21 protein-coding genes and 1 pseudogene are annotated in these 19,492 nt (G+C 73.4%); 11 read left to right on the top strand and 11 right to left on the bottom strand.

Going from position 1 to position 19,492, the window contains the following annotated elements; all coding sequences use genetic code 11:
* Positions 1 to 56: 56 nt before the first annotated feature.
* Together ACZ4VL_RS25415 and ACZ4VL_RS25410 are read right to left on the bottom strand one after the other, a co-directional pair.
* Entirely contained in the window at positions 57 to 974 is a 918-nt protein-coding gene (locus ACZ4VL_RS25415) for an MBL fold metallo-hydrolase (protein WP_468204165.1), read from the bottom strand.
* 168 nt (positions 975 to 1,142) lie between these two features.
* Positions 1,143 to 2,405, bottom strand: a complete 1,263-nt coding sequence (locus tag ACZ4VL_RS25410) for an MFS transporter (protein WP_468204163.1) — start codon at positions 2,403 to 2,405, stop codon at positions 1,143 to 1,145.
* A 133-nt stretch (positions 2,406 to 2,538) separates the two neighbouring features.
* Here ACZ4VL_RS25410 and ACZ4VL_RS25405 point away from each other — a divergent pair, with 133 nt between their 5' ends.
* From ACZ4VL_RS25405 to ACZ4VL_RS25390, 4 genes are all read left to right on the top strand, one after another.
* Positions 2,539 to 2,748, top strand: coding sequence for a hypothetical protein (locus ACZ4VL_RS25405; protein WP_468204160.1), 210 nt, complete (start codon positions 2,539 to 2,541; stop codon positions 2,746 to 2,748).
* Positions 2,735 to 4,132, top strand: a complete 1,398-nt coding sequence (locus ACZ4VL_RS25400) for an amidase (protein WP_468204158.1) — start codon at positions 2,735 to 2,737, stop codon at positions 4,130 to 4,132. Before ACZ4VL_RS25405 ends, ACZ4VL_RS25400 begins: the two co-directional genes overlap by 14 nt.
* Before the next feature lie 124 nt (positions 4,133 to 4,256).
* The gene (locus ACZ4VL_RS25395) at positions 4,257 to 4,808 is read left to right on the top strand and encodes a TetR/AcrR family transcriptional regulator (protein ID WP_468204212.1); all 552 of its coding nucleotides are present in this window, start codon (positions 4,257 to 4,259) and stop codon (positions 4,806 to 4,808) included.
* Positions 4,809 to 5,108: 300 nt separating this feature from the next.
* Positions 5,109 to 5,876, top strand: a complete 768-nt coding sequence (locus ACZ4VL_RS25390; RefSeq protein ID WP_468204155.1) for an NPP1 family protein — start codon at positions 5,109 to 5,111, stop codon at positions 5,874 to 5,876.
* On the opposite strand, the gene ACZ4VL_RS25385 is transcribed toward ACZ4VL_RS25390, so the two are convergent.
* From ACZ4VL_RS25385 to ACZ4VL_RS25365, 5 genes are all read right to left on the bottom strand, one after another.
* Positions 5,860 to 7,221, bottom strand: a complete 1,362-nt coding sequence (locus ACZ4VL_RS25385; RefSeq protein ID WP_468204153.1) for a cytochrome P450 — start codon at positions 7,219 to 7,221, stop codon at positions 5,860 to 5,862. The genes ACZ4VL_RS25390 and ACZ4VL_RS25385 overlap by 17 nt on opposite strands.
* Positions 7,222 to 7,223: 2 nt before the next feature.
* Positions 7,224 to 7,442 carry a hypothetical protein gene (locus tag ACZ4VL_RS25380; RefSeq protein WP_468204151.1) on the bottom strand — a complete coding sequence of 73 codons (219 nt, stop codon included), beginning with the start codon at positions 7,440 to 7,442 and terminating at the stop codon, positions 7,224 to 7,226.
* Positions 7,443 to 7,992: 550 nt separating this feature from the next.
* Positions 7,993 to 8,736 carry a class I SAM-dependent methyltransferase gene (locus tag ACZ4VL_RS25375; protein ID WP_468204148.1) on the bottom strand — a complete coding sequence of 248 codons (744 nt, stop codon included), beginning with the start codon at positions 8,734 to 8,736 and terminating at the stop codon, positions 7,993 to 7,995.
* A gap of 204 nt (positions 8,737 to 8,940) precedes the next feature.
* On the bottom strand, positions 8,941 to 9,207 hold the full coding sequence (locus ACZ4VL_RS25370) for a hypothetical protein (protein WP_468204145.1): 267 nt from the start codon (positions 9,205 to 9,207) through the stop codon (positions 8,941 to 8,943).
* Positions 9,208 to 9,500: 293 nt separating this feature from the next.
* Entirely contained in the window at positions 9,501 to 10,727 is a 1,227-nt protein-coding gene (locus tag ACZ4VL_RS25365; protein WP_468204144.1) for an SMI1/KNR4 family protein, read from the bottom strand.
* 393 nt (positions 10,728 to 11,120) lie between these two features.
* Here ACZ4VL_RS25365 and ACZ4VL_RS25360 point away from each other — a divergent pair, with 393 nt between their 5' ends.
* The 4 genes from ACZ4VL_RS25360 to ACZ4VL_RS25345 all read left to right on the top strand — a co-directional run bounded on the left by ACZ4VL_RS25360 (position 11,121) and on the right by ACZ4VL_RS25345 (position 15,005).
* Positions 11,121 to 11,669 (top strand): YcxB family protein, encoded by a 549-nt coding sequence (locus ACZ4VL_RS25360; RefSeq protein ID WP_468204142.1) that lies wholly within the window; start codon positions 11,121 to 11,123, stop codon positions 11,667 to 11,669.
* Positions 11,670 to 11,918: 249 nt separating this feature from the next.
* A complete protein-coding gene (locus ACZ4VL_RS25355; RefSeq protein ID WP_468204210.1) occupies positions 11,919 to 13,061 on the top strand; it encodes a serine hydrolase domain-containing protein in 1,143 nt (380 codons plus the stop codon).
* A 107-nt stretch (positions 13,062 to 13,168) separates the two neighbouring features.
* Entirely contained in the window at positions 13,169 to 13,960 is a 792-nt protein-coding gene (locus ACZ4VL_RS25350) for a MerR family transcriptional regulator (protein ID WP_468204140.1), read from the top strand.
* A 403-nt stretch (positions 13,961 to 14,363) separates the two neighbouring features.
* Positions 14,364 to 15,005 (top strand): hypothetical protein, encoded by a 642-nt coding sequence (locus tag ACZ4VL_RS25345; protein ID WP_468204138.1) that lies wholly within the window; start codon positions 14,364 to 14,366, stop codon positions 15,003 to 15,005.
* A 17-nt stretch (positions 15,006 to 15,022) separates the two neighbouring features.
* On the opposite strand, the gene ACZ4VL_RS25340 is transcribed toward ACZ4VL_RS25345, so the two are convergent.
* Together ACZ4VL_RS25340 and ACZ4VL_RS25335 are read right to left on the bottom strand one after the other, a co-directional pair.
* Complete coding sequence (locus ACZ4VL_RS25340; protein ID WP_468204137.1) at positions 15,023 to 15,502, bottom strand: MarR family transcriptional regulator; 480 nt, start codon at positions 15,500 to 15,502, stop codon at positions 15,023 to 15,025.
* Positions 15,499 to 15,993, bottom strand: coding sequence for a MarR family winged helix-turn-helix transcriptional regulator (locus ACZ4VL_RS25335; RefSeq protein WP_468204135.1), 495 nt, complete (start codon positions 15,991 to 15,993; stop codon positions 15,499 to 15,501). The genes ACZ4VL_RS25340 and ACZ4VL_RS25335 overlap by 4 nt, the downstream gene beginning before the upstream one ends.
* A 78-nt stretch (positions 15,994 to 16,071) precedes the next feature.
* On the opposite strand from ACZ4VL_RS25335, the gene ACZ4VL_RS25330 reads away from it, so the two are divergent.
* Both ACZ4VL_RS25330 and ACZ4VL_RS25325 read left to right on the top strand, forming a co-directional pair.
* Positions 16,072 to 16,596: a MepB family protein gene (locus ACZ4VL_RS25330; protein WP_468204133.1), complete on the top strand. Its 525-nt coding sequence runs from the start codon at positions 16,072 to 16,074 to the stop codon at positions 16,594 to 16,596.
* A gap of 161 nt (positions 16,597 to 16,757) precedes the next feature.
* Positions 16,758 to 17,837 (top strand): MBL fold metallo-hydrolase, encoded by a 1,080-nt coding sequence (locus ACZ4VL_RS25325; RefSeq protein WP_468204131.1) that lies wholly within the window; start codon positions 16,758 to 16,760, stop codon positions 17,835 to 17,837.
* A gap of 111 nt (positions 17,838 to 17,948) precedes the next feature.
* On the opposite strand, the pseudogene ACZ4VL_RS25320 reads toward ACZ4VL_RS25325, so the two are convergent.
* Positions 17,949 to 18,612, bottom strand: a pseudogene (locus ACZ4VL_RS25320) (IS701 family transposase).
* 158 nt (positions 18,613 to 18,770) lie between these two features.
* On the opposite strand from ACZ4VL_RS25320, the gene ACZ4VL_RS25315 reads away from it, so the two are divergent.
* The gene (locus ACZ4VL_RS25315; protein ID WP_468204128.1) at positions 18,771 to 19,106 is read left to right on the top strand and encodes a hypothetical protein; all 336 of its coding nucleotides are present in this window, start codon (positions 18,771 to 18,773) and stop codon (positions 19,104 to 19,106) included.
* 8 nt (positions 19,107 to 19,114) lie between these two features.
* On the opposite strand, the gene ACZ4VL_RS25310 is transcribed toward ACZ4VL_RS25315, so the two are convergent.
* Complete coding sequence (locus ACZ4VL_RS25310) at positions 19,115 to 19,339, bottom strand: hypothetical protein (protein ID WP_468204126.1); 225 nt, start codon at positions 19,337 to 19,339, stop codon at positions 19,115 to 19,117.
* Positions 19,340 to 19,492: the final 153 nt, after the last annotated feature.

Raw genomic sequence — 19,492 nt, 5'->3', positions numbered from 1 at the left:
TGCCCGGGGCCTCGGGGAAGGCCCGGACGCTTCCCTGAGACATCCCCGAGCCGGGCTCAGTGTGCGTCGGCGGGGACGGGCGCGAGGCGGTAGGCGCCGTCGTGGGAGACGACGCGGCCCGCGGTCGGCGGCGCGAAGTGCGTGCCCAGGACGAGGGCGTCGGTGTCGGCGAGGGAGCCGAGCAGCGTGCGGCGCGAGGCCTCGGACCGCACGGGGTCGATGTCGACGCAGGCGCCGATGGCGGGGTGGGCGAGCTGGACGGGGTGGTGGATGCAGTCGCCCGTGATCAGAGCCGTCCGGCCGCGGTCCGTCAGCTCGACGGCGACGTGGCCGGGGGTGTGGCCGGGGGTGGGGAGCAGCCGTACGTTCGGGGCGACCGCGACACCCTCGGCGGGGACGTCGACGAGGTCGAGCAACCCCGCTTCCTCCACCGGTACCACCGAGTCCAGGAACATCTGCCGGCGGGCCTCCTCCATGGCGTAGCCGGCCCAGAACTCCCGCTCCGTACGGGAGGTGAGGTACCGGGCGTTGGGGAAGGTCGGGACCCATGCGCCGTTCACCGCGCGGGTGTTCCAGCCGACGTGGTCGGCGTGCAGGTGGGTGAGGACCACCAGGTCGACCGACTCCGGGGGGAACCCGGCGGCGGTGAGGCGCTGGAGGTAGTCGGTGTCGAGGTGGTGCCAGGCGGGGTTGGCCCGCTCCTTGCCGTTGCCGATGCCGGTGTCCACGAGGACGCGCAGCCCGCCGACGGTGAAGGCGAAGCTGTGGCTGTGGAGGTGCAGGACGCCCTGGTCGTCTGCGAAGTGGGGGCGCAGCCAGTCCTGCCCGGCGACGACGGCGGGGGTGGCGTCCGGCAGCAGCCAGGGTCCGGTGGCGGGCGGCAGGAGGGTCTCGTCGATGCGGTGGACGGTGACGTCGCCCACGGTCCAGGTGGGGATGGTGGCGGTCGGGCGGGTGGCCGGCGAAGTGCTCATGACTGCTCGTTTCCTCGGTCTTCGTCGAGAAGGCTACGGAAGCTCGTTCGGGTTCCGGGTTCCAGGTTTCGGGTTCCGGGTTCCGGGTTCCGGAGTTCGGAGTTCGGAGTTCGGAGTTCGGAGTTCGGAGTTCGGAGTCCGGGGTGGGGAGTTGGGGGTTCGGTCCGCTCACCGACGGGCGTCGGGCGTGCGGCGCGCTTCCCGGCGCCGTGCCGCGGTGAGTGCCCCCAGAGCGGCGACGGCCATCAGCGCGGCGGCGACGGCGTAGGACTGCGTGGCGGTGGCCAGTCCGTACCGCTGGGTGGCGGCGCCCGCGGCGATGGCGGGCAGGCTCATGGAGAGGTAGCTGAGGACGTAGTACGCGGCCACGGTGGCCGCCCGGTCGTCTTCGGGGAGCCCGGTGAGCGTCATGCGCAGCGCGCCCTGGGAGACGGCGCCGAAGGCGATCCCGGCCAGGGCCGCTCCGCCGTGGACGGCGGGCAGGCCCGCGCCGTGCAGACCGCCCAGGGCCAGGGCGCCGGCGGGTACGACGGCCAGGCTCCCGCCGGCGACGGCGGCGTACGGGGCCGTACGCCGCAGCGCCCACACGGCCAGGGCGGCCGCGGCGGTGAGCGTGAAGAACACCATGCCGCCCACCGCCCGCGGGGCGGCCGGGGCCACGAGGTGCACCAGCGCCGGGCCGAGGCAGGAGTAGAAGCCGCCCAGCGCCCAGACGGCGACGACGGCGGCGCCGACCACCAGGAGGGCGCGGCGGGCCGACTGCGGCGCGGCGAGCCGCGGGCGCAGCGAGCGCAGGGCGCCGGCGTGCGGGCGGGCCGTCTCCGCGGTGAAGGCGACCGCGACGGCCTGCGCGGTGAACAGGACCGCCGGCACCGCGTACACGCTGACCGTGGGGGCGGGGCCGAAGCTGACGAGGAGGGAGGAGACCAGGACGCCGGCGGCCATGCCCGCCACCGGGGCGATGCTGTTGGCCAGGGCGGAGCGTCCCGGACGCAGGGGGTCCGCCAGGTCGAGGAGGGCCGCTCCCGCAGCGCTGGTGGCCGCGCCGGTGGCCGCTCCCTGCAGGATCCGGGCGCCGATCAGCGAACCGGCGCCGTCCGCCGTGGCCAGCAGCGCCATGGAAACGGCGTCCAGGGCCAGGGCGGCGGCCAGGACGGGGCGTCGTCCCAGGTGGTCGGAGAGCGATCCGGTGGTGAGCAGGGCCAGCAGCAGCGTCAGGGAGTAGGCGCTGAAGACCACGGTGACGGTCAGCGCGGACAACTGCCAGGCGTCCTGGTAGTGGGGGTAGAGCGGGGTCGGCGCGCTGGACGCCGCGAGGAGGGTGGCCAGGACCGAGGCGTTGAGGGCGAAGGAGGCCGTACGGCGGCTCGGCCGCGGACGGGCGGCCCGGTGGGCTCGGGGCGCGGGTGCTGGGGGTGCAACGGCGTTCACGGACAAGCTCCTTGGCGCTAAACGCAATCGGTTTGCTTTTAGGCAGCCTAGATCCCTACAGTCGACTAAAGCAAACGTTTAGCTTTAGTTCTCCTGGGGTGCTCCGCCGCTCCAGCCCGGAGAAGGGAAGTCCGTGTCCACCCCTGACCTCACCCCGCCGGAAGCCGCCGCGTGGGCCGCCCGCGCCGGCCTCCCGCTGCCCGCCGACCGGCACGCCGCGGTCGCCGCCGTCGCCCGTCACATCCACTCCGTCGTCGCGGTCCTGCGGGAGCTGGACTTCGAGGACACCCCGCCCGCCCCCGCCTACCGCGTGGAACAGGAGCAGTCCGATGCAGCCGTATGAACTGACCCTGGCCGCGGCCGCCGACGCGATCCGCACCCGGCGCCTGTCTCCCGTCGAGCTGGCGGACTCCGTCCTGGCACGGATCGAGCAGGTGGACCCGCGCCTGCACGCGTACGTCACCGTCACCGCCGAGCAGGCCCGCACGGCCGCGCGCAGGGCCGAACGCGACATCGCGGCAGGCCGCTACCGCGGTCCGCTGCACGGAGTGCCGATGGGCCTGAAGGACCTGATCGACGTGGCCGGGACGGCGACGTCCGCCAGCTCCCGGGTCCGCACCGGCCACCGGGCACGGGTCGACAGCGCGGTCGCCGCACGACTGAAGGCCGCCGGCGCGATCCTGCTCGGCAAGACGCACACCCACGAGTTCGCGTACGGCCTGACGACCCCGCAGACCCGCAACGCCTGGGACCCCGCCCGGATCGCCGGCGGGTCGAGCGGCGGATCCGCCGTCGCCGTGGCATCGGGCGCCGCGACCTTCGCCCTGGGCACCGACACCGGCGGGTCGATCCGCGTACCCGCCGCACTGGGTGGCGTCGTCGGCCTCAAGCCGACCTACGGCCTCGTCTCCCGGCGCGGCGTCACGTCCCTGTCCTGGTCGCTGGACCACGTCGGACCGATCACCCGCACCGTCCGGGACGCCGCCCTGGTCCTGCCAGCCCTGGCGGGACGGGACCCGCGCGATCCGGCCTCGCTCGCCGCGCCCGCCGTCGACCACCGGCGGTCGGCCGCGGGAACGGACCTCGCCGGCCTGCGGATCGGGGTACCGCGCACCTACTACTTCGACCACGTCCACCCCGAGGTCGAAGCCGCCGTCCGGGACGCCATCGGCCACCTCCAGGCCCTCGGCGCACACCTCGTCGAGGTCGAGGTCCCGATGACCCGCTACGTACAGGCCACCCAGTGGGGCCTGATGGTGCCCGAGGCGACCGCGTACCACGAACGCACCCTGCGCACCGTCCCCGAGCTCTACCGGGACGACGTCCGCGTCCTGCTGGAGGCCGGCGCACTGATGCCCGCCGGGGACTACCTGCGCGCCCAGCGCTCCCGCACGCTCATGCGGCAGGAATGGGCCCGCCTGTTCCAGGAGGTCGACGTGATCGCCGCACCCGCCGTCCCGGCGACCGCCGTGCGGGCCGGCCAGGAGGCGATCACCTGGTCCGACGGCACCGTCGAGGGCGTCTCCGACGCCTACGTACGCCTGTCGTCCCCCGCCAACATCACCGGCGTACCGGCCCTGTCCGTACCGGTCGGCCGTGACGCGGCAGGCATGCCGATCGGCATGCAGCTCCTGGGGCGGCCCTTCGGCGAGGACGTGCTCTTCCGCGTCGGCCAGGCGTACGAGCGGACCGGTCCCGCCTGCGAACCCGCGGCGCACGCCGCGTGAGCACGAGCTCGGGTCCGGCAGGCCCGCCGGCCCGTTCGGCCGGGCCCGAGCCGCGGGCCGCGCCCAGCGGCCACCGCGCTAGAAGCAATGATTTTGCGTTAAGGTGGAGCGCGTGAGCAGGCAGATGGTACGCCCCGGCGGGCGCAGCGCCCGGGTCCAGGCATCGGTGCACACCGCGGTACGCGAACTCGCCGCGGAACTGGGCCGGGACGCCCTGACGGTGCCGCTGATCGCCCAGCGCGCGGGCGTCACCCCGTCGACGATCTACCGCCGCTGGGGAGACCTGCAGGAGCTGCTGTCGGACGTGGCGGTCGAGCGGCTGAGGCCCGACACCGCGCCCAAGGAGCACGGCACCCTCGCGGCCGACCTGACGGCCTGGGCCGAGCAGTTCCTCGACGAGATGTCCTCGCCGACCGGCCGCTCCTACATCCGCGACGCCCTGCTCGGCGACCCGGACGGCACCAATGCCGGGCAGTGCTCCGCGTACGCTGCCGAGCACATCGGCGTCATTCTCTCCCGCGCGACCGACCGCGGGGAGGAGGCGCCCGGGGTCGAGACGGTCATCGACCACGTCGTCGCCCCACTGATGTACCGCATCCTCTTCCGTCCCGACGGCCTCGACACCGCCTCCGCGCGTCGCCTCGTGACCGCGGTCCTCGGCGCGTCCGCCGGATGACCGGCGCGTCCGCCTGACCCCTTCCACCGGGCCTCGGAGCGCCGCCCCGCCCGCAGCGGTTCGCGGACCGGTCATGCCCGGTGCGGCACCCCGTGACGAACCGTCACCAGCGCGCCCGGAAGCGCCATCACGACCGCCTTCGCACCAACTCGCCCTCCAGCGACGGTGTTCGACGTCCTGACCCTTGCCGAACCGGCCGGCTTCGCCAATGATGCTCCCGGCGCACGCCCGGAGCCGCCCCACGGTGGCCGGCCCGTAGGCGCGCCATCCCACCCCCCCCCCACGGCCGGGAGGCCCGCCTTGCGGACGAACCGTCACATCCGGAGATCACTCGTGGTCGTCGGCGCCGCCCTCACGCTGCTCGTCGGCGTCCCGCAGACGGCGTTCGCGGCGCCGCCCTCCGCACTGCCCGTCAACGCCGACCCCATGGAGCTGAACTTCCAGCCCGCCTACGACTACGACACCGACGGCTGCTACCCGACCCCCGCCATCGGCCCGAACGGCACCCTGAACGGCGGCCTCAAACCCACCGGGGCCCTGGACGGCAGCTGCCGGGACGCCTCCGACCTCGACAACACCAACGGGTACGCGCGGGCGACCTGCAACAACGGCTGGTGCGCCGTGATGTACGCGCTGTACTTCGAGAAGGACCAGGCCCTGCCCGGAGTCAGCCTCGGCGGCCACCGCCACGACTGGGAGCACGTGGTGGTCTGGATCCAGAACAACGAGGCGAAGTACGTCGCCACGTCCGCGCACGGCGACTTCGTCATCCACACCCGCGACCAGATCCGCTGGGACGGCACCCACCCCAAGATCGTCTACCACAAGGACGGCGTGAGCACGCACTGCTTCCGCGCCGCGAACAGCAACGACGAACCGCCGGAGAACCACAGGCGGGCCTGGCAGTTCCCCGCGCTCGTCGGCTGGTCGGGCTACCCCCCGACCCTGCGGGACAAGCTCAGCCAGGCCGATTTCGGCAGCGCGCACTTCGGCCTGAGGGACGACGCCTTCCCGTCGCACCTGGCCGAGGCCAGGCCGGCCGGCATCCCCTTCAACCCCTACCAGTAGCCACGGGTCCGCCGCGCCCGGGCGCCACCGCGAGGTCCTCGCGGGTGGTGACGTCGAGGGTCAGGCCTTCGGGTTGGAGGATGGTCCGCGTACCGAACACGGGCGTGGTGCCCGGGGCCCGGGCGAGGCGGTAGCGGCTGGTCAGGGCAGCCGCGGTGACGATCATGGCGACGCTGGCGAAGTGCGCCCCGAGGCAGGTCCGCGGTCCGCCGCCGAAGGGCATGAAGGCGTACTTGGGCAGGGGGTTGTCGGCGGGACGGTCGATCCAGCGGTCGGGGCGGAACTCCGTCGGCCGGTCGTAGTGCCGCGGGTCCCGGTGGAGCACGAAGGGGCTGACGGCGACGCGCTGGCCGGGACGCAGCGGGTAGCCGGCGAGCTCGGTGGGCTGGTCGACGGTCCGTTCCAGGAACCACAGCGGGGGATAGAGGCGGAGCGTCTCCTTCACGACGCCTTCGGTCACGGCCAGCCGGGGCAGGTCGGCCGCGGTCGGGAGGCGCAGCCCGCCGTCGAGTTCCCGGCCGGCCTCGGCCAGGACCTGCCGCTGCACCTGCGGATGTTGGTCGAGGACGAGGAAGAGCCAGGCCAGCGCGGCGGCGGTGGTCTCGTGGGCGGCGAACAGGTTGGCGACGACGATGCTGACCGCTCCCTCATGGGTGAGGGCGCCTTCGTCGCACGCGGTGACGAGGAGGTCCGCGATCACTGCGGGGGAGTCCTCCCGGCGCGTGCGGCCACGCCGGAGGACCAGGCGGGACACCTCGGCGGCCAGGTCGCGGCCGACGCGGTGGAGCCGCCGTCTGCGCAGCGACCAGCGGGCGGGGACGGGCAGGGCGCCGGGCAGCCGGGCGTCCTGCAGGCGGGCCACCAGGTCGGGGACCCGGCCGGTCTCCGGTCCCAGGCAGAACTCGGCGATCAGGTCGGCGCTGAGTTCCTCCAGCGCGGGGACCGCGTCGATCCTGCCGCGGGCGTTCCAGGATTCGGCGTGCCGGACCGCCGTCGAGGCGAGGCGGTCACCGGCGGCGCGCAGACTGCTCCGGTTCAGTCCGCGTCCCGCCAGACTGCGGGCGCGCATCCAGTGGGCCAGGTCCTCCGAGGCGCGGCCGCCGTCGGTCTCCTCGCCCAGCAGGTCACGGCTGATGGTGTAGGCGGTGTTGGTGTGCTTGAGGACGGTTTCCGCGAGGTGGGGCGAGTTGACGAGGTACAGGTCGTCGTCGAAGCGGACCAGGTCGCCGTACTGCTGCTGGTCCAGCAGGAAGCCGAGGGGGTCACGCTCGTAGGCGAGCCGGTTGCCGTACCGCCCGGCCCCGGCGGGGCCGGGCGGTACGCACAGCGGAGCCGTGGTCACCACGCCTACCGCCCCTGTACGTAGTAGTAATAATACGCACTGAAACGGTCCTGGGCGCCCAGCACGCTCCTGACCGCGCCGGTGCGCTGGACCTTCGCCCCGGAGGGGTCGTCGACCAGGGGCGCGGCGTTCGACGCGGCGAAGGCCGAGCCACCGCCGAGGAGGGCGGCGACGGCGGAGACCGCTACGAGGAGCGTCTTGCGCAGGGGGATCAGGGAGGCCATGGCGGTGTTCCTTTCGGTCGGCCGGGCGGTCGGTCCGTCCGGTTCCTGACCACCATTGGGCCAGCCGCCGGGGCCGGGATCACGTCGCGCCTTCTCGTGACGTGTCACCCGGCCCCGGGCGTGGCATACTCCCGACCCGCGTCCCTGCCCCCGGCCGTGCGTCACGCCGCTGGGGCCCACGGGTGGCCGGTGTCTGCCGTCCGCGGTGGCCCCGGCCACGGTGTGCGAACCGGGGACGCGCCCGAGGTGACCCAGAGCGTCACCTCGCACCTGCCCAGGGTGAGCGAGGCAGGTCCCGGCCCGTAGCCCGAGCCGCCGCCCCGCATCGACGGTGGTCTTCGTCTCCGCGAGCTGCGCCGGCGGCGGCAGGCGGCAGCCCGGCAACGCCCGGTAGAAGCGGTTGGGCCTTGACCGACTCCTCCGGTGCCGCCTGCGTCTTCTCGGGCCCGGTCGGCCTGACCGTGGCCCCCCCGCCGGCCGCCACCGCGGGCGTACCGAGCCCGGCGCCGCCCAGTACCGCGGCCGCCACCGCGATGTGCCCGTCGGCCGGTCAGGCGCGGCAGCGCAGCAGTTCCAGCGGCGGGTGCGCGTGGAGTTCCGCCCAGAAGTCCTCGCCGTACTGGCGGACACCGGCGTCGGACACCTGCAGCGGAACCCACTCCACCGCGACGAACCCGGCCGCCCGCAGGCACTGCTCGTAGACCTCGCGGCGCGGTGCCGTGGTCACGATGCTGATCGGCTGCGGCTCCAGGAGGGCCGTGACCCGCACCCGCGGACCCGTCTCGCTCTCCTCTCCGGTCGGTTCGCAGAGGAACCCGTACGCGTCCAGGGAGGCGCAGTCGAACCGGTAGTCGGGCTTCTGGGCGAGCACGAAGAACTCCCCACCCGGCACCAGGCTCCGGTGGACGTTGCGGCACATCCGCCCCATCGCCGCGACGTCCTCGGCGTAGTTGAGGCACTGCACGCCCAACGCGACGTCGAAGCGCCGGTCGAGGGCCGGGAGTTCGGCCACGTCACCGACTTCGTAGCGCACACCCAGCGGATCGCGCTGCTCGAATTCCCGGGCGGCGGCGATCATCTCGACGGAGATGTCGACGCCGAAGACGTCCGCGGCGCCGCGCCGCTTGAACTCCCTGCTGTAGAAACCGGTGCCGCACGCCAGGTCGAGGACCGACTTGCCGCGGACGTCCCCGACCAGGCCCAGGAAGCTGGGCACCTCCCCGTAACGCATCAACGGCAGGGACTTGAACCCCTCGAAGGCCTCGCCGATCCCGTCGTACTGCTGCACGCTCACGTGCCGCCCCCTCCAACGCCTCGTCATGTCCGCGACCCGCGCCCGGCCGGCCCCGTGAAAGGGGCGGGCCGGCGCGGGTCGCGGTCGTGGCAGAGAGTCTGCTGCGCGCGGCCCGGCCCGCCGTACTGGCAGATGCCACGAAGAACGTGGCGGGTCGACCTCACACTCTCCTACGACCTCCCCCGGGTCGGCCGCGGGGCGCGGCTACTTCGGGGAGAGCCGGCAGGCGTGAGCCGCCACCTTGTTGGAGACACCGGCCTCCTGGAGGCTGCTGACGCACGCGGTCTGGTCGCCGCCCTGGCCCACGTAACACGCCTGCACGACGTCGCCGTTGACCTTCACCTTCTGTTGCGCGACGTACTGCTCGCAGGCCTGCATGTCCGCGTGGGCGGCCGGGGCGGCCAGGGCGATGCCGGCGACGGACAGGACCAGGCCGGCGAGGATGCTCGGGATACGGGCCGACGGACGCATGCGGATGCACCTGCCTTCTCGGTCGGTCACGCGATCCGCGGGTGCGCCGGACCGCGGGCGGGGGCGGGCGACACGGAGGGGGCACTCCGAGGGGCGACCGGCTCGTCGCTGCGGCCACCCTCGCCCTTCCGACGCTAGAGCACGGTACGGGGGTACGCACCCCTTGGACCGGCCCGGCCCGCTCACCAGGGAATCCGCCGCCCCTCTGCCGTCAGCGTCAGCGTCACGCAGCCGTTGCAGTCACCGCTGTCCGGGTACGCCCAGGTCGCCGCGGCGTTCACGAGGGGACCGTTTCAGGAGCCGCGGCGGGTGGAGAGGATCTCGCGTCCGCGGTCCTCGGTGATCAATCGTGCCAGGGCCGGGTGCGCCAGCAGGGACACGGGGGCTATGTGGTCCTCGTGGAGCGGGCGCCACAGCCGTAGCGAGGCCCGCAGCTCCGGCCATGCGGAGTCCGGAAGACGGCGGTGGCCGGGCTCCTCGGCCCCCTCGGGCTCCCCGGGGAGTGCGGTGCCCAGGCGGTCGAGGACGTCGTGCACCGCCGCATCGAACTCCGGGTTGCCGTAGGTCAGCCCGTCCGGGTCGAACCCGTCGGGGTCGAAGTCGAGGGCCAGCGCACGGGCCTCCTCGACACCGCAGTTCTTCAGCAGCCGCAGCGTGGTGCTTCCCCACAGCGGGGCCTGCCGCTCCTCGGCGTGGACCAGGGGGAGCAACTCCCGTGTGAAGAGGGGTGACGTGAGGAAGTCGGCCCGCTCCTCGTCGACGACGGCGACCCGGTCCAGGGGAACGGTGTGCGTGTCGCCGAGCATCGTCAGCATCTGGAAGCGCAGGAGCCGGGCCCGCCCGTTCCCGAACCGGGACGCCTCCTCCAGCACGCCCAGCGGCCCCTCCACCGCTCCGTCGAGCGCCGCGCGCCGCGCCCGCTCCACCTCCGCGTCCCAGTGGTCGCGCGTGGCGCCCGGCGGGCGCCGCAGGGCGTGGAAGGAGACGTACTGCTCGTCCATGAGGTCGCGGAAGGAGCGGAAGCGCTTCGGGCCGCTGCCCGACCACGAGGCCAACCAGTACGCGGCCCACTCGCCGCGCCCGTCGACGTCCTCGGGGTCGAGGAACACGACCGCGGCGTCGGCGTCGAGGGACAGGCGCAGGGAGCGGGCGATGATCCGGCCCTCCGGCTCCTCGTCGTCCTCGTGGAACTCGGTGTCCCGGTACGCCTCGATCCAGCCGGGACCCTCGTCGGTGTCGGCCAGCCAGGCGAGCTCGGCCGCGCCCGCGAGACGGTAGATGAAGAGGCCGGCGTCCCGCCAGCCGTCGCTGGTCAGCAGGAACTCGCGCAGCGAGGGCGGCAGCGTGCGGCCCAGGCGGGCCTCGGCGGCCGCAACCGCCTCCGCGGTCGCCGGGGCGAAACCGAGCCAGCGCTCCCGCGCGACCCCGTCCGCCAGCGGCACATCCTGCTCGGGGTCGTGCGCATCGACCCATTCCCCGCTCCAGCGCTCGAGGAACGGCTGCCAGTGCTCGCGCTTCATGGGGTGCTCTGACCCTCTCCGTATCGTTGTCACGTGATCAAGGACAGGCCGGGGGCCGCGACGGTTCCCGCCCGCTGTGTCGCTGGGGCCTGGAACACAACGCCCGCACCGCCACGGGCGAACCCGGCGCGGCAGCGGGGTCTGCGCCGAGTACCTCGCCCACCGGCTGCGCCTGGACCCGCCCGCGGAGCCCCCACCGACCCGCGTGCCCCCGGCGGAGGTCGGAGCGGTTGCAGGGCGCCGCGATGCCGAGCGCGCTCGACGACGGTCCGGGCCGCGGCGAGGTCTCCTCGGGCCCCACCTTCGACCACCTCGCCGACACCCCGACGCCCGGCCGCTGACCGGCCGGGCCGGTGCGGGCCGTACCGGTGCCGTACCGCACCCTCCGCTGTCATGGACATGAACGAAACCGGGCAGGTCAAGGCCCCTGCCCTGGTCAGCGCGCGCTTCGACTATGCTCCGACCGCCGCGGACCACACCAAGGCCCAGTGGTGGTTCACCCTCAGAACCTGGCCGGGATGCACCGGTTCCCTGCTGCTGCCCGGCGCGGCCGCCGTGGCGGCGGTCTCCGTCCGGGCGTGGGCGTGGCACTTCGACCGGACAGAGATCATCATCACGGCCGTGCCGTGCATCATCGCCGTGCTCGTCGTCCGCGAGCTGTTCCGCAGGCACCGGATGCGCGATCAGTACGCCGTCCACGCGGCCCTCGGGACCTGCCGCACCATCCTCGCCGAAGACGGCCTGACCACCACCGGCACGGCAACCGACCAGACCGACCGCGCCGACTGGAGCGCCTACCCCTGGTGGTTCGAGACCCCCGACCTGTTCGTCCTCACCGGAAGCCTCGGCTTCTCCTTCGTGCTCCCCAAGCGGGGCGCGGCCACCCCCGAGGACCTCGCGCAGACCCGCGCCCTGCTCACCCGACACCTCCGCCGCATCTGACCCCGGCCGAGCGGCGCGAGGTCGGGATCGGCCGCCGGCTCCGGCGGATGCACCTGCCCTGCCTTGTCCCTGACCTTGACCTTGACCTTGGGTCAGGGCCGAGACTCGTCGCATGACCGCCTCGAAGGGGCCGGTGGCCGCGGGGCCCCGCTGTTCCTTCGAGTTGCGCCCGCCAGGAAACAGCGCGAGACAGAGGAACGACCGACCATGGGGAAGCCCCACCACACCGCCAGGAACGACGAGCTCCGCATGCCGCTCGTCTCCCAGAGGGCGGCCACCGCGACGACGGCCGGCGGCGGGCAGGACCGCCCGGGGCTGCGCGCTGCCGCCCAGGGGTTCGTCGACGCCGGCTTCGCCGGGATACAGGTGCGCGTGCACGACGAGCAGGGCGACTGGGTCGGCAGCGCCGGCGTGCGCGAGCTCGGCGGAACCGCCGGGACGCCGCCGGACGGAGCGTTCCGGGTGGGCAGTTCCACCAAGACCTTCGTCGCGGCCCTCGTGCTGCACCTGGTCGCCGAGGGCGCGGTCGGGCTGGACGACCCGGTGGCCGACCACCTGCCCGGGTTCACGCTGGACCCGCGGATCACCGTGCGGATGCTGCTGCAGCACACCAGCGGACTGTTCAACTTCACCGGCGAGTACTACCCCGACGGCACGATCGTGCCGGGGATCCCCTGGCAGGGCAGGGAGTGGGTGGAGAAGAGGTTCCACACCTACCGGCCGGAGGACCTGGTACGGCTGTCGCTGTCCAAGCCGGCCCGGTTCGAGCCGGGTGCGGACTGGAGCTACTCCAACACCAACTACGTGCTGGCCGCGCTGTTGATCGAGCAGGTCACCGGCCGCCCGTACGGCGAGGAGATGGGGCGTCGGATCCTGCGGCCGCTCGGACTGCGGGACACCCTGGTGCCGGGCGCCCGACCGGACGTCCCCGGGCCGCACGCCCACGGCTACCACCGGTACCAGGACGCCGCCGACCAGTGGAAGACGCTCGACGTCAGCCGCCAGAACCCCTCCTGGATCTCCGCCGCCGGTGAGATGATCTCGACCACCAAGGACCTCGCCACGTTCGTGTCCGCGCTGACGGGAGGCGGGCTCCTCCCGGAGCCGCTGCTGGCCGAGATGCGCACGCCGCACCCCAGGAGCGGCGAACACCACTACGGCCTCGGGCTGTTCGTGCAGGACCTCGGCCCGGACTCCGGCGGCACCGTCCTCCACCACAACGGCGGCGTCAACGGCTACGCGACGCTCATGTACGGCACCCCGGACGGCAAGACGACCCTCACCGCCTCGGTGACCACCGGGGACGCCGCCGTCGACCTGGTACAGGAGTTCCCGAAACTGCGGGACCGGCTCGTCGAGGAGGTGTTCTGCGGCGGCCGGGCCGCACACTGACGGTTCGCACGCGACCGGCCGCCACAGCCCGTGCGACCAGGACCGGCCGCCGCCCGCAGACCAGCAGACCAGCAGGCCAGCAGACCAGGAGGAAGCCCGTGCAGAGGATGGGGAACAGGAAGACGACCGGCGGCGTCACGATCGGCCGGGCGGCGGCGTTCGCCGGCGTCACGGTGAAGACCGTACGGGTCTACCACCGGCACGGGCTGATCGACGAACCGCGGCGCGACGCCTCCGGCTACCGGCGGTACGGATCGGACGACCTGCTGCGGCTGATCCAGGTCCGGACGCTGGCCGCCGCCGGCGTCCCGCTGGCCGAAGTCGGGGACCTGCTCGACGCCGACGCCGAGCAGTTCGCCGCCGGGCTCGTCGACGTCGAGCAGCGGCTCACCGACCGGATAGCGGAGCTGACCGCACGGCGGGACACCCTGCGCCGGCTCGCCGACGGCGACCGGCTCCTGCTGCCCGCCCGTGCCGTCACGGCCCTGGACCGGCTCGCCGGGCTCGGCTTCGACCCCGACTACGTGGCCGGGCAGCGGGAAGCCCTGGTGCTGGCCAGGGTGCTGGCGCCGGGGATCCTCGACAGCCTGCTGACCCAGCTCGAACACCGGCTGGACGACCCCGAGTACGTCGATCTGATGAAGCGCTGCCGGGAGGCCGAGGGCTGGCGACCGGACGACCCGCGGGTCGACGAGCTGGCCACCGCCCTCGCCGACAACCTGCTGGCACACCGCGAACTCCTGGCGGTGTCGGCGGACTTCCCGGCCCAGCCCGACGCCGCAGCCCGCTACCAGTTGATCAACCACCATCGGGAGGACGAGTGGCCCACCTCGGCCCGGTTGACGGCGCTGGTCGAGGCGAAGCTGCGCGCGGCCGGCGTGGACGTCCCGCACCGGTGACGCCCGCCCGCGCGGACCGAGCTCGGCCGCCACCGCGTCGGTTTCGGCCATACGGGGGCGCATACCCGTCGCCTGTGGGACCTGAAGACGAGCCGCCAGCTCGCGGCGCTGCACCCCTCGACCCCGCTCGCGCGCAGCTACCCGCTGTTCAGCCCGGACGGCGAGCGGATGCTGACGGTGACGAACGACGGCCTGGGCGTCCTCGTGTGGGACCTGAAGCCGGTGGCGGGGACCGGCTCCGGCCCCGAACTCGCCGAGGCCCGCAGTCTGTCGCTGCCCGCTCCCCCGGGGATCGATCCGGCACGTGCCGATCATCCCGGTACGGGCCAGACGCCGGCCTGGGTCAACGTCTGGTTCGGCGGCAACGACACGCCGCGGTCTCCGCCGTCTCGTACGTGTCCCGTTGGGACCTCCGGACCGGTGCGCAGGCGGGTCGGACGTACGGCCGTCGGTCCAGGAGCCGGTCGACCTGTCGACCGCCGCCACCGTCTTCGGCGCGGCCCCCGCCGGCCACGAACGGGCGGCGGTCCGCGCGGGCGGGGACGAGATCCAGATCTGGGACTTCAAGCAGGGCAAGGTCGTCGAGAGCTTCGCCGCCGAGAAGGGCACGCCCCGTCAGACGGGCTTCGACCAGACGGGCCGCCTGCTGGCCGTGGTCACCACCGACGGGATCTTCAGGATCCGCGACAGGGACGCGCACACCTGGCGGACCATCGCCCACCAGGGCGCGCAATGGCTCAACGGCTTCCCCAACCCGGCGCGGCTGAGCACCGCCGCCATGACCAACTCCTTCGTCTTCTGGGACGTGGAGCGGGGCACGGAGCTGCACCACTTCACCCCCGGGTACGGGGCGACGGGCGCCTGGTCGGCGGACGGCGGCCGGCTCGCCTGGGCGGAGGGCTCGGCCGTGGAGGTGCTGCCGCTGGACCCGGAGGTCTGGCGCGGGCGCGCCTGCGACCTGGCCGCCCAGAATCTGTCCGGGGGCGAGCGTGCGCTCCTTCCCCCGGGCTCCCGGTCCGACGCCTGCGCGGCCCTGAAGAGGTGAGGCGCGCCCGCGTGGGGTCAGGCGGTCCGCGCCGCGAGCTCGGCGTTCGCGCGTTCGGTGACGAGGGCGAGGACGCGACCGGCGGCGGCCAGGTCCTCGGCGGGTATCCCGCCCCAGATGCGGGCGGTGACGGGGGCGGTCTCGGCGCCGACGGCGGCGAGCAGCTCGCGTCCCGCGTCCGTGGGGAGAACCCGCCCGCCGTCCGCGACGAGCAGCAGCCCCTCGGCGAGCAACGCGTCGACGGTGGCGCGCACATCGGCCGGATCGGCCTTGAGGGAGCCGTGGACCCGGTCGATGAGGTCCTCCACCGTCTGCGGGGCTTCGGCGGTGACGGCGGCGCGCAGGACGATCTGCTGCTGGAAGGTGATGCCGTGCCGGGCCAGGAGGTGTTCGAGGACGCCGCGGGCGGCGTAGTGGGCCAGGCCGAGGGCGCGGGCGTCGGCGAGGGGCGCGGCGGCGGAGGCGGAGGCGGAGCCAGAGGTGGCGGTGCTGGTCATGGTGTTCTCCCCTTGGTGCTCTCGTCGTTCGGAACGGATGGAGCGAGAGGTGCGTCGAGCAGGATCGTCAGTTCGTCGGTGAACGTGCGCGTGCGCGGGGCGTCCGGACCGCCGAGCGGCTCCAGCAGGTCCTGGAGGAGTTCCTGGACCACCGCGATGGCCTCCCGCGTGACGGTTTGGCCCTGCTCGGTGAGGGCCAGTTGCACGGCCCGCGGGTCGCGGGGGTCGCGGGCCCGCTCGACCAGGCCGGCCGACTCCAGGGCGCGCGCCAGCTTCGAGACGTACAGCGCCTCCAGGCCGGTGTGGTCGGCGAGCCGGCGCTGACTCGGCCGCTCACCGGCGCACTGCATCCCGTGGAGCGAGGCGACCAGCGAGTACTGCGCGTGGGTGAGGCCCAGCGGACCCACCGCACGATCGACCGCGACGCGCCACTTGTTGGCGAGCCGCCACACCAGAAAGCCGGGCGTGGGACCCGGAGAACCCTTGCTCATGCCGAATAGAGTACATGGCTACTATGTCCATGGCTACTGTTTCGGAGGTTGCGGCGACCGTGATGGCAGGATGGGGCCATGGTGACGAATCGGCCGTGGACCGGGCTCCACAGTGACCTGCTGGCAGCGAAGGCGCTGGTGTACGACCCGAGCGGCTTCACCTGCTCACCGCCGGTGCCGGAACCGGAGAGCGCCGAGTACGCGGCGTGCGCGTTCACGCTGGACGGCCGCTCGGTCCGGTTCCGCGCGGCCAGGACCACCCCGACGAAGGCGGGCCAGTTCGTCACCGTGTGGCAGCGGTCCGAGGAGGGGCCGATCCGGCCCTTCGACGCCGATGACGGCGTGGACCTCTTCGTCATCAGCAGCCGCGACGACGACGGCTTCGGGCAGTTCGTCTTCCCGCGCGAGGTGCTGTGCGAGCGCGGCATCGTGTCCCGCAACGGTGCCGGCGGCAAGCGCGGGTTCCGCGTCTATGCGCCGTGGGTGTCCACGACGAGCCGCCAGGCGGGCAGCACCCAGGCCTGGCAGGTGGACCACTTCTTCCACATCGGCCGGGGCGGACCCGCCGACCCGGAGCGCGTCCAGGCCCTCTACCACCCGTAGGCGCCGCGTGCACGCCTGATGAGCCGTGCGGGAGGCCCGGGCCGGCGGCTTCCCGGGGACAGCGCGGGCGGTCCGGCGTAGGCTCGTCGGCAGGGGCCTCGTCCCCCACGGCTCCGCCGCGGGCCGTATCCGGACGAGACGGCTGGACGGCGGGAGGATCCATGACCGCGCTCGGTGACCCGATCGAGATCGACGACCGGACCGTGCTGGTCCTCGGGCAGGAACTGGACGTCGAGCAGGGTCGGCCGGACGTCGGCAACGCCCTCGTACACCGGGTCGGCGACACCCTGGTGATGGTGGACACCGGCGTCACGGCGGCCTTCCGGGCGGCACTGCGCGAGGCCGCCGACCGGGTCGGGCCCTGGGCCCGGGCCCTGCTGCTGACCACGCACGGCCATCTCGACCACGTCGGCAACAACGACCTGGCCGACGAGTTGGGCGTGCCGGTCGAGCACTACGTCCCGGCCCCCGACCTCGACCAGATGCTGGACCCGATCGGGTACTGGGTGCGGTCCTTCGACCGTATCGCCGGGTGGGCTCCGCTGCCCGCGCCGCCTGCGGCGACCGCCGACAAGGTGGTCTCGCTGTTCCAGCCCCTGCGGCCCTTCGGTGCGACCACCCGGACGTACGAGGAGCGGCCGCTCGAACGGATCCGGATCGGCTCGCTTCGCTTCACCGGCTGGACCTTCGCCGACGGTGCCGTCCGCGTGCTGCGGAGCCAAGGCCACTGCGCCGGCCACGTGATCGTGTACCTGAGCGACTGCGGCGTCCTGCACCTGTCCGACGAGGGCAACGGAGCCTGCGGTGCCATGGTCGACGCCGACCAGCTGAAGATCCAGACCGTCCTGGGCTCCGTCGCCCTCCTCTTCGAGGAGGGCGAGGCCACCTTCCTCACCGACGGGCACACGTTCACCGTGCGCCGCGGCGCCGACGCGGTGTCCCACCTGGACGGGCTGGTGGACCAGGCCACGGCCCTGCAGGCGGCGGCACTCAGGTTGACCGGGGAGAGCATCCAGGTCCGGCCGAGCCCGTTCACCAGCCGCTACACGGAAACCCTCGCCGACCTGCGGATCGGGGGCGCCAATCCGAACGCGCTCTTCACCGCCATGATGGCGGTCAACGAGCTCCGCGAACTCGGGCTGCGACCGGAGTCCGACGACGTCGACGCCCCCTGGTCCCGGCCCGCCCTGGACAACCCCGCACCGACCGGCACCCGGCCCGACACGGGTGACCTCACCTAGGAGTGCTTGGTCAGGTTGCTGTTGCTGCTGGTATGTCGCGGTGGCAGGTGGGGCAGGCGCCGGTCCGGACCGTGAGGAGGGTCTGCAACTCGGGGACGACCCGGTAGAGGGTCAGGCCGGCGCCGTTCCTTTGGGGGCTTTGGCCGGTTGCTGGAGGGTGCAGAAGGCGTGGGCGGCGGAGACGAGGGTGACGTGGTGGTGCCAACCCGCCCAGGTGCGTCCCTCGAAGTGTGGTCAGCGCAGTGTCCGCGGGCAGGTTCGAGAACCAGAACTGGATCGGCTCGGGCTGGCTGGCAGGCCATTAGGCCGGCGGGGGGTCCCAGGTCTCCGGGAGGAACAGCCGCCAGTCGACCGCCGCCGAGGCGTGGTCGCCGGCCAGGTGCAGCGAGACCCCTGCCTGACAGTTGGTGACCTTGCCCGCGGTGCCGGTGTACTGCCGCGTCGCACACGCCGAGGCATCGCCGTCCTTGAGCCCCGTGTCGTCGATGACCAGCGCGGTCGGGCTGATGGCCGACTGCATCCTCCACGCGAGGCGGGCCCGCACGTGGGCCGGGTCCCACGGGCTGTAGGTGATGAAGTGCGCCAGGGCGTGCCGGTTCCCGTCCTCCCCGAGCCGGGCGGCCATCGGCTCGACCGACTTGCGTCCGCCGTCCGTCAGCAGTCCACGCAGGTGGACCGCCCCCCACCGACGCTGATCCGCCCGCGCGAACGGCTCGAACACCTCCGCCGCGAAATCCTCCAGATCGCACCGGACCGCAGCCAACTCCTCAGGCATCAGACCCGATCAACGACACGCCCAATCCTCCGGACACGCCACCAACGACTGAACCTGACCAAGCACTACTGGCCGTCGGCCCGCCGGGGCCGACACGAAGGCGCTGCCCGACGGGCGCGCCCGGCCGGGCGGGGAGGCCGGGGTCTACAGTGCGGTCCGTGACTGATCAAGAAGGACGGTTTCTGGCCGCGGTCCGCGACGTGCTGAAGGAGGCCGGGTTCACCGAGAGCGCGAAAGGCGCGGAAGGCGTCCACACGGTGCAGCACGCCCGCGGCGTGATGGTCGGTTGGATGCCCGAAGAGATCCGCAGCGTACGGGTCCGGCGGCGGGGCCCGCGCCGCAACCGCGCCGTCGGCCGCAAGGACCTGCCCGGCCTCCGTCAGGCCTTCGGCCTGGCCCTCGCCGCGGCGTTCCGCAACGCCGGCTTCGCCGTCGAGACCCGCGGCGACGAGTGGCTCCTCGTCCTCCAGCCCGAGCACCGCCCCGAGCTGTAGGGGTGGGGTCAGGTCAGGTCGGTCCGGTCGCGGGTCTCGTCGACCACGGGCAGGGCCGCCGAGACCCGGCGCCTGCGCAGGACGCTCGCGTACACGGCCAGACCCAGGATGCCCACGCCCATCATGAGCAACCCGACGACGTCCAGGTTGATGCCCTCCATCTCCCAGTCGCTCGCGAAGGTGAGGATCGCTCCCACCAGGATCAGGGCGATGCAGCCGCCTATGCCGCGCATGCGTGTGCCTCCTCGTCCGGGATCCGGCGCAGGGCCGCGTCGGTGTGCTGAACGGCTTGTCCGTCGACGCGTCTGCCCGCGAACGGCCCCGGCATGCGGGTGACTTGCCCGCCCGCAGCGCCGGACCCGTCGTGCGGTGTCCGTGACCGTGCC

The organism is Streptomyces sp. NPDC029014 (assembly GCF_055564695.1).
The sequence above is the reverse complement of the archived record's forward strand: the minus strand, read 5'-3'. Positions and strand labels throughout refer to the sequence as shown.

What these genes read in the sequence shown, in the direction of transcription:
- ACZ4VL_RS25415 (WP_468204165.1), bottom strand. Translation starts at nt 974, where the DNA reads ATGAGCACTTCGCCGGCCACCCGCCCGACCGCCACCATCCCCACCTGG.
- ACZ4VL_RS25400 (WP_468204158.1), top strand. Translation starts at nt 2,735, where the DNA reads ATGCAGCCGTATGAACTGACCCTGGCCGCGGCCGCCGACGCGATCCGC.
- ACZ4VL_RS25395 (WP_468204212.1), top strand. Translation starts at nt 4,257, where the DNA reads ATGGTACGCCCCGGCGGGCGCAGCGCCCGGGTCCAGGCATCGGTGCAC.
- ACZ4VL_RS25380 (WP_468204151.1), bottom strand. Translation starts at nt 7,442, where the DNA reads ATGGCCTCCCTGATCCCCCTGCGCAAGACGCTCCTCGTAGCGGTCTCC.
- ACZ4VL_RS25370 (WP_468204145.1), bottom strand. Translation starts at nt 9,207, where the DNA reads ATGCGTCCGTCGGCCCGTATCCCGAGCATCCTCGCCGGCCTGGTCCTG.
- ACZ4VL_RS25365 (WP_468204144.1), bottom strand. Translation starts at nt 10,727, where the DNA reads ATGAAGCGCGAGCACTGGCAGCCGTTCCTCGAGCGCTGGAGCGGGGAA.
- ACZ4VL_RS25360 (WP_468204142.1), top strand. Translation starts at nt 11,121, where the DNA reads ATGGACATGAACGAAACCGGGCAGGTCAAGGCCCCTGCCCTGGTCAGC.
- ACZ4VL_RS25355 (WP_468204210.1), top strand. Translation starts at nt 11,919, where the DNA reads ATGCCGCTCGTCTCCCAGAGGGCGGCCACCGCGACGACGGCCGGCGGC.
- ACZ4VL_RS25350 (WP_468204140.1), top strand. Translation starts at nt 13,169, where the DNA reads ATGGGGAACAGGAAGACGACCGGCGGCGTCACGATCGGCCGGGCGGCG.
- ACZ4VL_RS25340 (WP_468204137.1), bottom strand. Translation starts at nt 15,502, where the DNA reads ATGACCAGCACCGCCACCTCTGGCTCCGCCTCCGCCTCCGCCGCCGCG.
- ACZ4VL_RS25335 (WP_468204135.1), bottom strand. Translation starts at nt 15,993, where the DNA reads ATGAGCAAGGGTTCTCCGGGTCCCACGCCCGGCTTTCTGGTGTGGCGG.
- ACZ4VL_RS25330 (WP_468204133.1), top strand. Translation starts at nt 16,072, where the DNA reads ATGGTGACGAATCGGCCGTGGACCGGGCTCCACAGTGACCTGCTGGCA.
- ACZ4VL_RS25325 (WP_468204131.1), top strand. Translation starts at nt 16,758, where the DNA reads ATGACCGCGCTCGGTGACCCGATCGAGATCGACGACCGGACCGTGCTG.
- ACZ4VL_RS25310 (WP_468204126.1), bottom strand. Translation starts at nt 19,339, where the DNA reads ATGCGCGGCATAGGCGGCTGCATCGCCCTGATCCTGGTGGGAGCGATC.